The organism is Aeromonas oralensis (assembly GCF_049665575.1).
GTDB lineage: Bacteria > Pseudomonadota > Gammaproteobacteria > Enterobacterales > Aeromonadaceae > Aeromonas > Aeromonas hydrophila.
In genome coordinates this window covers 3,514,278-3,527,447 of sequence record NZ_CP187186.1, presented here as the reverse complement: position 1 = coordinate 3,527,447, position 13,170 = coordinate 3,514,278, and the positions used below count along the sequence as shown (strand labels likewise).

The following is a 13,170-nucleotide window of genomic DNA, read 5'->3' as shown; positions in this document are numbered from 1 at the left end:
CAGAAAAGCGGCCCCGAGCGGTTTGAGGGATGAGCCGGCGAGCGTGGCAAGCGGGTGAGTGGTAACGGGCAGAGCAGGAGCGGGGAGAGTGGCCCGCGCCTCAGGGGATCTCCAGCAGCTCCTTGAGGGGTTTGAGGTAGCGGCGGCTCACCGGCACCTTGTGGCCGCCCTGGGTTACTACCTCCGCCAGCCCGCCGTCCAGCAGCAGGATCTCGCGGATCTGGCCCGGGTTGAGCAGGTATTGGCGGTGACAGCGCACGAAGCCGGTCTTCTCCTCCAGGGTGCGCAGGGTCAGCTCTGTGGTGCCCTGCTGCTGGGCGCTCACCACCTTGTTGCCGGCCAGATCGCTGTGGATGAACTCCACCTCGCCAAGGGGCAGCAGCAGGATGCGGTTGTGGCCGCTGCAGGGGATGCTGCGCAGGGGCTGGGCGATGCGGGTCGGGTCCGGCAGCGGCTGGCCTGCCAGCTCACCTTTTGGCGAAAGCAGCCGCTGGATGCGCTCCAGCGCCTTGTTCATCCGCTCTGCCGTGACCGGCTTGAGCAGGTAGTCGAGGGCGTTCTCCTCAAACGCGCGCAGGGCAAACTCGTCGTAGGCGGTGATGAAGACGATGTGGGGGCGCAAGTCCGGGTCCAGCATGCTCACCAGCTCCAGCCCGTTGATGCGCGGCATCTGGATGTCGAGAAACAGCAGATCGGGCTTGAGGCGATGGATGGCGGGAAGCGCCTCCATGGCGTGGGCACACTCCCCCAGCAGGCGGATGTTGCCCGCTTGCTCCAGCAGCAGCCGCAGCTCCTCGCGGGCGAGGGGTTCATCGTCGACGATCAGAGCGGTCAGCATGGGCTCTCCTGCAGGGGAAGGGTGATCCTCACCCGGGTGGATTGATGGGGCTCGCAGTGAATGGTGACCCCGTACTCGGCGCCGTAACGGGCCTTGATGCGCCGATCCACTATGTTCATGCCAAGGCCGCTCTCCTCCTGCCTGGTCTGATAGAGGCCGGCGTTGTCACACACCTCCAGCACCAGCTGCTCGCCCTCCTGCCGCGCCGTCAGGGTCAGTCGGCCGGGCTCGAACATCTGGGAGATGCCATGCTTGATGGCGTTCTCGACGATGGGTTGCAGGGAGAAGGTGGGCAGCCGGTACTCCAGCAGCGGCTCGGGAATCTGGATCTGCACGCTCAGGTGCTCGGCGAAGCGGGCCTGTTCGATGTGCAGGTAGGCGTTCACGTGCTCCAGCTCGTCGGCCAGGGTCACCTCGTCACCTTGGCGCTTGAGGTTCTTGCGAAAGAAGGTGGAGAGGTGGTGCACCAGGGTGCGGGCATCCTCGGGGTCGCGCCGGATCACCGCCGCCAGGGTATTGAGGGCGTTGAACAGGAAGTGCGGGTTGATCTGCGCCTGCAACAGCTTGATCTCCGACTGGGCCAGCAGCCGCTTCTGCTCGTTGTACTTGCTGGCCAGGATCTGGCCGGAGAGCAGCCGGGCAATCCCCTCTCCCAGAGTGCGATTGATGGAGGAGAAGAACTTGCGCTTGGGCTCGTAGAGCTTGATGGTGCCCACTACCGACCCCTCTTCCCCCCGCAGCGGAATGACCAGCGAGGAGCCGAGCCGGCACTGGGGATGCAGGTTGCAGCTGTAGGGGATAAGGTTGCCGTCGGCATAGACCACCTCGTTGTGCTGGATCGCTTTGAAGGTGTGGGCCGAGTTGATGGCGGTGCCCGGCAGGTGGTGATCCTCACCGATGCCGATAAAGGCGAGCAGCTTCTCCCGATCGGTGATGGCCACCGCGCCGACCCCGGTCTCCTCGTAGAGGATGCGCGCCATCTGCTGGCACGCCTCCTGGGTGAAGCCCTTGTCCAGCACCCGCATCGCCCGCTCGGCGATCTTGAGGGCGCGGGCGGAGAAGGCGACCGAGTACTTCTCCAGCATGGCGCGGTGATCCAGGATCATCCGCATGAACATGGCGGCCCCCAGGGTATTGGCCACCAGCATGGGAGCGATGATGTTCTCGATAAGGTGGATGGCGTCATCGAGAGGGCGAGCCACCAGCAAGATGATCCCCATCTGCATCAGCTCGGCGACGAGGGCCACCGAGCCCACCACCCAGGGGCTGAACAGCAGGTCGAGCCGGTGGCGGGCGACGAAGTGGCGGTGCACCAGGCCGCCGAGCAGCCCCTCGGCGATGGTGGAGAAGGTGCAGGCCAGCGCGGTAAAGCCCCCCAGTGAATAGCGATGAATGCCGCCGGTGAGCCCCACCAGCAGCCCCACCACCGGGCCGCCGACGATGCCGCCGAGCACGGCGCCGATGGCGCGGGTATTGGCGATGGAATCCTCGACCCTGAGGCCAAAATAGGTACCCATGACGCAGAAGCCGGAGAAGATGAGGTAGCAGAGGATCTTGTGGGGCCAGCTCAGGGTCACCTGAGTGAGCGGCATGAACAGCGGCGTCTTGGAGAGCAGCCAGGCGATCACCAGATAGACGCAGAGCTGCTGGAAGAGAGATATCACGAGCGCGAATTGTTCGAAAGCCACGGCACACTATCTCGAAAGGGGATGCTCATCCAATGGACGCGGAGTATTAGCAAACCCCGATTTGCGCTGCAAGCCGCGGGCGCCGGAATAGCGCGCCTGCGCACAGATTTGCCGGCACCCTGAGCCAAAGGCATCCCCTGTGCGGCCCGATGGGGGATGGGCATAGGCCCGGCAAGTGGGTCACTCTCCCGGTCTGGCTCAGGGGCCTGGATTAGTGTCCCGGCTCAGGGGACTGAATGGACGTTTGCATAGAGCAGCATCAGTTCGGCCAGGGAATCGACCTCGAGGCGTTTCATCAGGCTGGCGCGGCACACCTCGACGGTGCGCACCGAAATGCAGAGATCCTGCGCTATCTGCTGGTTCTTGTGGCCCCGGGCGATGAGCTGCAACAACTGGCGTTCGCGCGGGGTGAGGCGCTCAAAGGCGGCCAGCTGGGCGAGGCGGGTGGCCGCACTCAGCGTCGCCTGCTCGGCCCGCTCGATGGCGGCGAGCAGGGGGGCCAGCTGCACCGGCTTTTGCAAGAAATCCACCGCCCCCAGCTTGAGGGATTCCACCGCCAGTGGGACCTCGCCGTGGCCGGTGAGAAACAGGATGGCGATGGGGCTCTGGGCCGCCTTCAGCCGCTGCTGCACCTCGGGGCCAGAGAGTCCCGGCATGCGGCAGTCGAGAATGAGGCAGGCGGGCTGGTGCAGGTCGACCTCGGCCAGAAAGCGCTCGCCATCGGCAAAGCTGAGCAGCTGCCGCTCGTCGCAGCTCTCCAGCATGAAGCGCAGGGAGTCGAGCACGGCCTCGTCGTCGTCGACCAGATAGAGCGGGGGGCGGGAGGGGGAGTCATCTCAGTTCCTCGGCATGTCGGTGGATGAAGGGAGGGTTTCGGGTGGTGGCACGGGCAGGATGACCCGGGCCAGACAGCCGTGGGGGCTCAGGTTCTCCAGGCTGAACTGGCCGCGATGGCTCTCGACCACCTCCCGGCAGATGGCGAGCCCCAGCCCCATGCCATCGGGCTTGTCGCTGTAAAACGCCTGCTGCAGTTCGGTAGCGGGGACCCTCAGGCCGACGCCGTTGTCGCGGATCTCCAGCAACAGGGTCTGCGCCTCGAAGGCGATCAGCAGCTCGACCCGGGCAGGCTCCTGTGCCGGTGCTTGCGCAGGGGGGTGAGCAGGAGAGTGAACAGCGGCGCGCGCACTCTTGGCCGCCCTCTTCGCTACACTCTGCGCCGCTCTCTTCGCTGCACTCTCGGCGCCATTCTTGATGAGGTTGACCAGCAGCTGCTCCATCCCGGTGCCATCCAGAGGCAGCTGGCGCGGCTGGCCCCGCCAGTGCAGGGTGAAGGCGACGTCGAGCGGCGCCAGCATCTGCTCCAGCAGGGGGCGCAACTCCGCCACCAGGGTGGGCAGGTCGCAAGGCGCGACGCGGGGAGGGCGCTTTTGCAGCCTGGCTCTGAGCCGGTTGACGGTCTGGGTGATGCGCTGGACCTGGAGCCCTATCTGCTCCAGAGCCTGACGCAGGGAGGCCTGGGCGGCAGCCTGGGCCGGATCCTGTGCCAATCTGTCCAGTCGCAACAAGGCACCCTGGCTGTAGTTGGCGATGGCGCTGAGGGGCTGATTGATCTCGTGGGCCACGTTGGCGCCCAGCTCGCCCAGTTCGGCGAGCCGTCTGGCCTGTGCCAGCTGGCGTCCCTTCTGCTCGAGCTGGTGGCGGGCTTTGAGCAGCCGGCGCTGGCTGCGGTTGAACAGGTATTGCAGCAGCAGGTGGTGGCCCCCCAGCAGCAGTACCAGCGCCAGGGCGCCCCAGCCCCACTGCTGATGCTGGCGCAGCCAGTGCCAGGCCGATTGCCACCAGAGGCCCTGCAGCGGGTGGCGATCCAGCGCCTTGAGCAGGCGGTCGATGGCGAGCTCGCTGGTGGGCACGGTCCAGCCCGCCGAATCGGCGGCGATGGCCGCCTCGCTATCAGCGGGCAGATCGTACAGCGCACGGGTCACCGCCAGCGCCAGCGCGGGGGAGGCCCGCTCCGTCTTGGCGAAGGACCAGTTGGGGTAGAGCCGGGTCGAGCTCTGGCAACCAAAGCCAGCCGGCGCCTGATCGTCCAGCACCCGAAACGCCCCCCTGGCGACCTTGCCTTCCCGCTCCATGCGCTCCAGCTGACACACCGGCACGATGGCGGCGACCACCTCCCCTGCCGTCAGCCGCTCGATGAGCCGGTCCAGCGGAAAGCCGGTGAACTGCACGGTGGAGAAGAAGTGCTCCAGCCTGACCCCCTGTTCGCCTGCCTCGAAGCGATAGGCGAGGTAGCCGCCGAAGGCGTTCTCCGAGACGGCGGCGACCGCTTGCCCCTCGAGGTCACGCCAGTGTTGGTAGGGGGCCTGGGCAGGCACCACCAGGGCGGCGCCGATGGCGAGGTTGTCCCCCCCGGCCGGACTCTTGAGGGTGGCGAGCCAGGCCAGCGGATACTGGCGCGCCAGACTCACCGACTGGCCCGGGTTGGTGATGACGAAATCGAGGTGCTCGCGGGCGACGGCCTCGGCCAGTTCATCGAGCCCCAGCGGATGCAGTACGAAGCGATGGCCGGGCACGCGCAGTGCCAGCCAGCGCAGCAGCGGTTGCCACTGGGCTCTGGCCAGTGCCGGGCCGCGGGTCGCCAGCACGCCGATGCGTATCGGCTCGGCCAAGGTCTGCCCCGGCGTGGCCTGGGATGGTGCGGATTCCTGTCGGGCCGGCGCTGGCGAAGAGGGGGTCGGGGTGGCTTGCACCCGCAGCGGCAGGGCTGACAGGGCGAGCCAGAGCAGCAGGCTGAGCAGGGGCAAGGGGACTGGGGCGTGCAGGGGGCTCTCCTCTCTATGCAAAGGGGCAGTCTATCACCGGGGCGCGCGCTTGCATGCGAACGGGGGCCGGGAGGGGTGGCAAACGCCGCCCCGGTCACAGTTCAGCAGGGCTGGGGCATTTTTTATTGCGCTGGATCAACCCGGCTCCCGGTATGTGGAAAACCACAATAGAGGCGACTTCCCGCGTTGAGGACAATCGGCCCAACCCCTTTCAAGCCAGCTCAGCAGAAGGAAAGACGCCATGGAGCCCAGCAAGCGCCGATTGTTATCCGGGATCGCTGCCCTCACCGCAGGGGCGGCCCTGATCCCCGTCACCCAGGTTCAGGCGCAGTCCGTTCCCGCTCCCCGCAACGGGCGGGCGGCCATCAGCCGGGGGGACGGGCGCAAGCGTTACGGCATGCTGATCGACCTGCGCCGCTGCGTCGGCTGCCAGGCCTGCACCGTGGCCTGCACCATCGAAAACCAGCCTCCCCTCGGCCAGTTTCGCACCACGGTGAGCCAGTACGAGGTGAGCGACGTGGCCGCCCTCGCGGCTCCCGCCTCCCTCTTGATGCTGCCAAGGCTCTGCAACCACTGCGCCGAGCCCGCCTGCCTCGATATCTGCCCCACCGGCGCCACCTTCCAGCGCGATGACGGCATCGTGGTGGTCAACAACGACTGGTGCGTCGGCTGCGGCTACTGCGTGCAGGCCTGCCCCTATGACGCCCGCTTCATCAACCACGAGACCAACACCGCCGACAAGTGCACCTTCTGCGCCCATCGGCTGGAGGCGGGGCTCTTGCCCGCCTGCGTCGAGAGTTGTGTCGGCGAGGCGCGCATCATAGGGGATTTGAACGATCCCAAGAGCAGGATCAGCCAGCTGCTGCGCGAACACGAGCCGGCGCTCAAGGTGCTCAAGCCCGAGGCCAATACCCAGCCGCGGGTCTTTTATCTCGGCATGGACGAGGCCTTCGTCAGCAAGGTCGACGGCAACCCGGCCCTGCGCACCCTGCTCACCGACGATGGCAAGGAGATAGCCCATGGTCATTAACGAACTGCTGGCCCCGGCTCAGCCCATCACCTGGCTGCCCTGGGCGGTGCAATATTTCTTCCTCATCGGCCTCGCCTACGGAGCCCTCTGGCTCGGCGCGTTTGAGCTGTGGCGCAAGGCGCCGGACCCGCGGCTGCAGACCCTGGCGGCGGTGCTGATGGTGGCGGCCGGCCTGGTGGCCCCCATCGCCCTGACCGCGGATCTGCACCAGCCGGCCCGGGCCTGGCACTTCTACGCCCAGACGCGCTTTGGCTCCGTCATGTGGTATGGCGCCTATCTGCTGCCGCTGTTCAGCCTGCTCTCCATGCTGTTCGGCTGGCTGCTGCTAAGGCCAGCCCTGGCCCGGCGCGGCGCAGAAGGGGACAAGCTAGCCCGCCTTGCCCGGCTGCTCTGCCTGGGAAGCTGGTCGGGGCACGTTTGGCTGCGGCCTCTCTCTTTGCTGGCCGCCCTGAGCGGGCTCAGCATCGCCATCTACACCGGGCTCGAGACCATGGCGGTGGCGGCGCGCCCGCTCTGGCATACCCCCTGGTTGCCCTGGCTGCTGACCCTGAGCGCGGTACTGGGGGCCCAGAGTGCCCTGCTGCTGCTCAATCGCTTGCTGACGGGCTGGCGTGCCCAGACCGAGTCGACCCTGCTGCGCCAGAGCGGTTGGACGTTAGGCCTGCTGGCGCTCTCCCTGCTGGGCTGGGCCCTGTTTGGCGGCGCCTCGGCGGCAGAGGCCGCGGCCCTCTATCGGCTCGACCCGAGCTGGCGGCTGGCGGCCCACTGGCTGTTGCTGACCCTGTGGCTGGCCAGCCTGCTGATGCTGCTGCGGCCCAGGATCTCTGCTCGCCTGTCACTCTGGGGGTTGGCGCTGCTGGGGCTGCACCTGGTGTGGGGCCTGCGCTGGCTGGTGCTGATCCAGGGGCAGCTCGCACCCAAGTACGGGGCCGGCGTCTACCTCTATGAAATCGCCTGGGGCCCGGCCGGTGTGCTCGGCATTCTCGGCACCTTCGGTCTGCTGCTGGCCCTGCTGGTGGCCCTCTCGGAGCTGGTGCACCCCTCTGCTTCCTCTGCCATCAAGGCATCCACAACTTTTGCACGCGAGGCACTCTGATGGATCACAGCAAACGCAAGTTTCTCAAGGGCGCCGCCATCGCCGGCGGCACCGGATTGTTCGTCGCCGGTTACAGCGACACCCTCAAGCAGGTGGCGAGCGGCCTCGCCACCGGCAGCTCGGGCCAGCCGCCCCGGGATCCCATCCATGGCAACTCGCTGGCCGTGGAGTACCGGGTTGACGAGCGAGGGGAGCTGCACCCCAACCCGGCCCAGCGGGTTGCCAACACCATGTGCCTCGGCTGCTGGACCCTGTGCGGAGTGCGGGCCCGCATCGACAACGAGCGCGACCAGATAGTGCGGATCCTGGGCAACCCCTATCACCCCCTCTCCGCCTGGCACCACATCGACTTCAAGACCCCGGTCAAGCAGGCGCTGCTCGCCACCAGTGGCTACCAGGAAGGGGGGCTGGACGGGCGCTCCACCGCCTGCGCGCGGGGCAATGCCATGCTGGAGCAGCTCGACAGCCCGCAGCGGGTCACCCGCTGCCTCAAGCGGGTGGGACCCCGTGGCAGCGGCCGCTGGCAGAGCATCCCCTTCGAGCAGCTGGTGGCCGAGGTGGTGGAGGGGGGCGATCTGTTTGGCGAGGGCCTGGTTGAGGGGCTGCGGGCCATTCGCAACCTCGCCGAGCCGCTCGACCCGGCCAACCCGGAGTACGGCCCCAGGGCCAACCAGCTGCTGGTGAGCAACGCCTCGGACGAGGGGCGGGATCACTTCATCAAGCGCTTCACCTTCAACAGCTTCGGCACCCGCAACTTCGCCAACCACGGTGCTTATTGCGGCCTGTCGTTCCGGGTCGGGGCCGGCGCCCTGCTGGACGATCTGGAGAAGAACGCCCACCTCAAGCCGGACTGGGACGAGAGCGACTTCCTGCTGTTCATGGGTACCTCGCCCCAGCAATCGGGCAACCCCTTCAAGCGCCAGTCCCGTCAGCTGGCGGCAAACCGGGCGCGACCGGGCAAGCCGTTCTCCTACGTGGTGGTGGCCCCCAGCCTGCCCAACACGGTGAACATGCCCTCCGCCCCCGCCAACCGCTGGCTGCCCATCCGCCCTGCCACCGACTCGGCGCTGGCCCTGGCCATGCTGCGCTGGATCATCGACAACCAACGTTACGCCGAGCCCTTCCTGGCTGCCCCCCATGCCGCTGCCGCCGAGCGGGCCGGCTATCGCGGTTTTTGCAACGCCAGCCATCTGGTTGTCTGCGACGGGGGGCATCCGCGCTTCGGCCAGATGCTGCGCTCAAGCGATCTCGGCTTGCCCTTTGAGGGGGAAGCCTATGGAGAGGGGGACGCCATGCTGGTAGAGGAGGCGGGCAGCGGCGAGCCGAGACCCGCCGGCCAGTGTGAGCGGGCCAACCTCTGGGTGGATCGCACCATTCAGGGTCCCAAGGGGGTGTTCACGGTCAAGAGCAGCTTCCAACTGCTGGCCGAATCGTGCCGGGAATATAGCCTCGCGCAATACAGCGCCGAGTGCGCCGTGCCGGTGGCCGACATCGAGGCGCTGGCACGGGAGTTCACCAGCCACGGCACTCGGGCGGCGGTGGTCTCCCACGGCGGCACCATGAGCGCCAACGGCTTCTACTCGGCCTGGGCCATCATGATGCTCAACGTCATGGTAGGGAACTTGAACGCAAGGGGCGGCGCCGTGGCGAGCGGCGGCAAGTTCGATCCCTTCGGGGCGGGGCCGCGCTACGATCTGGCGAGCTTCCCCGGCATGGTCAAGCCCGCCGGGGTCTTCCTGTCGCGCTCCAAGTTCCCTTACGAGAAGACCTCTGAGTATCGGCGCAAGCGTGAGGCGGGCCAGAACCCCTATCCGGCGCAAGAGCCCTGGTTCCCCATCTCCGGCCCCTTGCTCGGCGAACACCTGACTGCGGCGGTGAACGGTTACCCCTACCGGCTCAAGGCCTGGATCAACCACATGGGCAACCCCCTCTACGGCCAGGCCGGGCTCAGCAAGGCCATCGGCGAAGAGCTCAAGGACCCTGCCGTGCTGCCCCTTGTGGTCAGCATCGACAGCTTCATCAACGAGTCGTCGGCGCTGTCGGACTACCTAGTGCCGGACACCCTGACCTACGAGTCCTGGGGCTGGGCCAGTGCCTGGCACGGGGTGATGACCAAGGTCTCCACCGGCCGCTGGCCTATCGTGGAGCCTAGAGTCGCCAAGACTGCCGAGGGGGATCCTGTCTGCATGGAGTCCTTTTTTATCGCGGTGGCCAAACGGCTGGGGCTGCCAGGCTTTGGCGAGGGGGCGCTCAAAGGGGCGGACGGCAAGTTGCATGGCTTGAACAGGGCGGCGGACTTCTCCCTCTACGGGGCGGCCAACGTCGCCTATCTCGGCGAGCCGGTGCCCGCCATAGGTCTCGAGGATCTCGCCTGGTCCGGGGTGGAGCGGATCCTGCCGGTGCTGAACGCCACCCTGAGTGCGGAGGAGGCGGGCCGCGCCGCCTATCTCTTCGCCCGTGGCGGGCGCTTCGAGCCGGCGGCCAAGGGGCGCGATGACGCGGGTCAGCCAAGCAAGCGCTGGCCCAAGCCGCTGATGGTGTGGAACCCCGAGGTGGGCAGCCGCCGTCACAGCCAGAGCGGCCAGTTCTTAAGCGGTACCCCGCGTTTCTTCCGCCCCCAGCTGGCGGACGGCACGCCGCTCAATGAGGCGTTCAAGCCGGCCCAGTGGCCGCTGCTGCTCACCAGTTACAAGTCCCACACCATGAGCTCCATGAGCATCGGCTCGGATCGCCTGCGCCAGGTGAACCCCAGCAACCGGGTGCGGCTCAATGCGCAGACGGCGGCGCAGCTGGGCATCGAGAGCGGGGACAGGGTGCGGGTCAGTACCCCGGATGGCAGCGTGATCGGGGTGGCCGAGTGCGTGGCCGGGGTGCAGGCCGATGCCATCGCCATCGAGCACGGCTTCGGCCACAAGGAGCTGGGGGCGCGGGAACACTGGATAGACGGCCAGAAAGTGGTCGCCAATCCGCTGCGCGGAGCCGGGGTCAATCTGAATGACTTGGCGGTGCTGGATCCCAGCCGCCATGGCCGCTACCCCCTGGTGGACTGGGCCATCGGCTCGTCGGCCCGTCAGGGGCTGCCGGCCCGGGTGGAGAAGCTGGTATGAGGATCCAATGAAAACGGGGCCTGCGGGCCCCGTTGCTTGTCTGCTCTGCGTCACTGTCACAGTTTGAAGTCGACCCACACCAGGCGGTGATCCGAGCTAACGCCTTTGGCGATGCCGAGCTTGGCGTCGTACACCAGGTGGTAGCCCGGCTCGAAGCTGGCTGGCCAGAACACGCCGGAGGCGACCGCGTTCAGGTTGGCGGAGGGCAGCACGTGGTCAAGCTGCAGGCCGCTGCTGCTGGTGATGCGCTCCGGGGTGGGGCGGCTGTTGTTGCGCTTGCACTGATCCGGCTGGCTGGCGAGGCACTCGGGGCCGCCCTGGCTGACCGGGATCAGGGTGCCGTTGGTGACGGCCTGGTTGACCAGCACATGGTTGTGCAGATCCTGAATGGCGGTCAGGTCGCCATCGCCAATCTGGGGATCGGCGTTGAGATCGCCGGCGATGACGAACTTGGCGCCCGCGGGCAGGCCACCGGCCTTGCCGGCGTCATCCACCATGTAGCTGGCGGTCTCCACGTAATCCTGCCAGAAGGCGACTTCGGCCCGGTTGTGCTTGACGTTGTGGCGCGCCGCGTTGCCGAAGATGGGCGGGGTCGGGTGGGAGATGAGGAAGTGGATCACCTCCTCCTTGTTGCCGTGCTTGATGCGCACCGGTACGTCGGCGTGGTTCTTGGACGAGAGCGGGAAGGCCTGCCAGGCGGCATCGTCATACCAGGCATCGCCGCACTGGCGGCGGCCGGGATCGGCGCCTTGGCATTGTTGCAGTCGTCGATGACGGGGTTCGTTTCGCCCGGCATGTCCTTCCACTTGAATTTCTGGAAGGTGCGGATCTGCTTGGTATCGATGGGGTACTGGGACATCACGGCGAAGGCGTACTGGCCGTGGTAGTTGCCAAAGCCCCAGGCGTCGTCCGGCCCGTTGTTGATCTTGCCGTCCAGGTTGAGGTCATGGCCGCTCATCAGGCCGGTGTTGGTGGCGAAGTTCTGCAGCACCGGGTAGCTGATGGCCTTCACCTCGTCGTGCTGGGCGTGGGCCAGGTAGTTGTCGTTGAAGGCTTTGAGGTCCGTGGTGTCGGCGCCCTTGCCGTCATTGTCGAATTCGTTGAGCAGGAACACGTCTGGCCGGGTGCGTTGGATGATTTCGGCGATGTTGCGGATCTGCTGCACGTCGAGGGCCTTGGTCTTCTCAGCGCCGCTCAAGGTGCCGTCGGCGAGGCGGGCCAGCAGGGCATCCTGTTCGGTGCGACTGAGGGCCAGTTCACCGGCGAGCATGCCGGCTGCGGTGCGATCGAAGGAGAGGTTGAAGGTAGCGAAGCGAACCATGGGGGTCGGGGTCTCGGAGTCATTTTGGCTGTTACAGCCTGCCATCAATCCGAGGGAAATGGCAGCGGCCAGTAGGGATTTGCTGATATTTTTCATTGTAATATTCCGTAGCATCAATAAGTTATACCTTGCTCATGGGGAGCGAAGGCGTGCCCATTATAGGGATCCCGGCCCGGCAGCCGGGTTCTGAATGGGCCAAAGTGTGAGACCATTCACAGAGCAAAACGGGGAGGCGAGATGAGTCGGCGACAGACGGCCCTGGTGGTCGAGGGGGGCGCCATGCGCGGTATTTTCGCCGCCGGGGTGCTGGATGCGTTTCTGGCCAAGGGCCGCACGGCGTTTGATCACTGTATCGGGGTATCGGCCGGGGCGGTCAATCTGGCGGCCTTTCTGGCCGGTCAGCAGGGGCGCAACCACAACGTCATCACCGACTACTCCTGCCGTCCCGAGTTCATCAACCTGGCCAAGTTCTTGCGCGGCGGCCACTGGCTCGATCTCGACTGGCTGTGGGCCATTACCATCCGCGAATGCCGGCTAGATCTGGCGCGCTTTGCCGCCAACCCGGTGCCGCTGACCGTGGTGACCACCCGGGTCGCGGACGGCCAGGCCGCCTACCTCAAGGCCAACGCCGCCGAGCTGGAGCAGCAGATCAAGGCCTCCTGCTCGGTGCCGCTGGTCTACCGGGACTTCGTGCGCATCGACGGGGAGGCCATGACGGATGGCGGGGTGGCGGACTCCATTCCGGTGCGTCACGCCTATGAGCAGGGGGCGCGCGACATCACTGTGGTGCTCTCCCGCCCGCTGGGGTATCGCAAGCGGGCGCCGCGCCTGCCCGCCCTGCATCGCTACCTGCTGCGCGAGACGCCGGCCCTGGCTCGCGCCAGCCTGTCGCGTCATCAAAGCTACAACGATGCCATCGACTTCATCCGCCAGCCGCCGGCCGATTGCCGCATCCGGGTCATAGTGCCGCCGGCGGGTTTTCGGGTCGGCCGCATGACCACCGACCGGGGACGGCTGGAGCAGGGTTACCAGATGGGCTGGCAGGCGGCCCTCGACTATCTAGGGAGCGCTTAGGCGCGCTCTGCGTACAGTTGCGGCCCCGAACGGGATCGCCACCATGAAAGCGCATGGCGATGGCGCAGCAGGTCTGTGACGCGTCATTTCGCCCGGTCATTCCCCCTCTTGCGCGGCGGTGGCTGCTCTCTGTTCGTCTGCTTAATATGTAGCTGGATAATTATTTGCGATATTTACAGCGAAATGGTCAGGAT

8 protein-coding genes and 1 pseudogene are annotated in these 13,170 nt (G+C 66.7%); 4 read left to right on the top strand and 5 right to left on the bottom strand.

What is annotated here, in order from left to right; all coding sequences use genetic code 11:
• Positions 1-100: 100 nt before the first annotated feature.
• The 4 genes from btsR to ACPDZI_RS16265 all read right to left on the bottom strand — a co-directional run bounded on the left by btsR (position 101) and on the right by ACPDZI_RS16265 (position 5,330).
• Complete coding sequence (gene btsR / locus ACPDZI_RS16280) at positions 101-838, bottom strand: two-component system response regulator BtsR (protein WP_076360415.1); 738 nt, start codon at positions 836-838, stop codon at positions 101-103.
• Complete coding sequence (locus ACPDZI_RS16275) at positions 832-2,526, bottom strand: LytS/YhcK type 5TM receptor domain-containing protein (protein ID WP_438833487.1); 1,695 nt, start codon at positions 2,524-2,526, stop codon at positions 832-834. Before ACPDZI_RS16275 ends, btsR begins: the two co-directional genes overlap by 7 nt.
• A 224-nt stretch (positions 2,527-2,750) precedes the next feature.
• Positions 2,751-3,332 (bottom strand): response regulator transcription factor, encoded by a 582-nt coding sequence (locus tag ACPDZI_RS16270; protein WP_438834587.1) that lies wholly within the window; start codon positions 3,330-3,332, stop codon positions 2,751-2,753.
• A 30-nt stretch (positions 3,333-3,362) separates the two neighbouring features.
• Positions 3,363-5,330 (bottom strand): sensor histidine kinase, encoded by a 1,968-nt coding sequence (locus ACPDZI_RS16265; RefSeq protein WP_438834586.1) that lies wholly within the window; start codon positions 5,328-5,330, stop codon positions 3,363-3,365.
• A 259-nt stretch (positions 5,331-5,589) separates the two neighbouring features.
• Between ACPDZI_RS16265 and dsrO the strand changes: the two genes are divergently transcribed.
• The 3 genes from dsrO to ACPDZI_RS16250 are packed head-to-tail and all read left to right on the top strand — an operon-like array spanning position 5,590 to position 10,581.
• A complete protein-coding gene (gene dsrO, locus ACPDZI_RS16260) occupies positions 5,590-6,378 on the top strand; it encodes a sulfate reduction electron transfer complex DsrMKJOP subunit DsrO (RefSeq protein ID WP_438833486.1) in 789 nt (262 codons plus the stop codon).
• Entirely contained in the window at positions 6,368-7,474 is a 1,107-nt protein-coding gene (gene nrfD, locus ACPDZI_RS16255; protein WP_438833485.1) for an NrfD/PsrC family molybdoenzyme membrane anchor subunit, read from the top strand. Before dsrO ends, nrfD begins: the two co-directional genes overlap by 11 nt.
• Positions 7,474-10,581 carry a tetrathionate reductase subunit A gene (locus ACPDZI_RS16250; protein WP_438833484.1) on the top strand — a complete coding sequence of 1,036 codons (3,108 nt, stop codon included), beginning with the start codon at positions 7,474-7,476 and terminating at the stop codon, positions 10,579-10,581. Before nrfD ends, ACPDZI_RS16250 begins: the two co-directional genes overlap by 1 nt.
• A 56-nt stretch (positions 10,582-10,637) precedes the next feature.
• On the opposite strand, the pseudogene ACPDZI_RS16245 reads toward ACPDZI_RS16250, so the two are convergent.
• A pseudogene (locus ACPDZI_RS16245) lies at positions 10,638-11,998 on the bottom strand (endonuclease/exonuclease/phosphatase family protein).
• A 141-nt stretch (positions 11,999-12,139) separates the two neighbouring features.
• Between ACPDZI_RS16245 and ACPDZI_RS16240 the strand changes: the two are divergent.
• Positions 12,140-12,976 carry a patatin-like phospholipase family protein gene (locus ACPDZI_RS16240; protein WP_029304266.1) on the top strand — a complete coding sequence of 279 codons (837 nt, stop codon included), beginning with the start codon at positions 12,140-12,142 and terminating at the stop codon, positions 12,974-12,976.
• The last annotated feature ends 194 nt before the right edge of the window (positions 12,977-13,170 follow it).

Excerpts from the sequence above, each read along its gene's own strand:
- ACPDZI_RS16250 (WP_438833484.1), top strand. The coding sequence starts at position 7,474 with ATGGATCACAGCAAACGCAAGTTTCTCAAGGGCGCCGCCATCGCCGGC.
- dsrO (WP_438833486.1), top strand. The coding sequence starts at position 5,590 with ATGGAGCCCAGCAAGCGCCGATTGTTATCCGGGATCGCTGCCCTCACC.
- ACPDZI_RS16240 (WP_029304266.1), top strand. The coding sequence starts at position 12,140 with ATGAGTCGGCGACAGACGGCCCTGGTGGTCGAGGGGGGCGCCATGCGC.
- nrfD (WP_438833485.1), top strand. The coding sequence starts at position 6,368 with ATGGTCATTAACGAACTGCTGGCCCCGGCTCAGCCCATCACCTGGCTG.
- btsR (WP_076360415.1), bottom strand. The coding sequence starts at position 838 with ATGCTGACCGCTCTGATCGTCGACGATGAACCCCTCGCCCGCGAGGAG.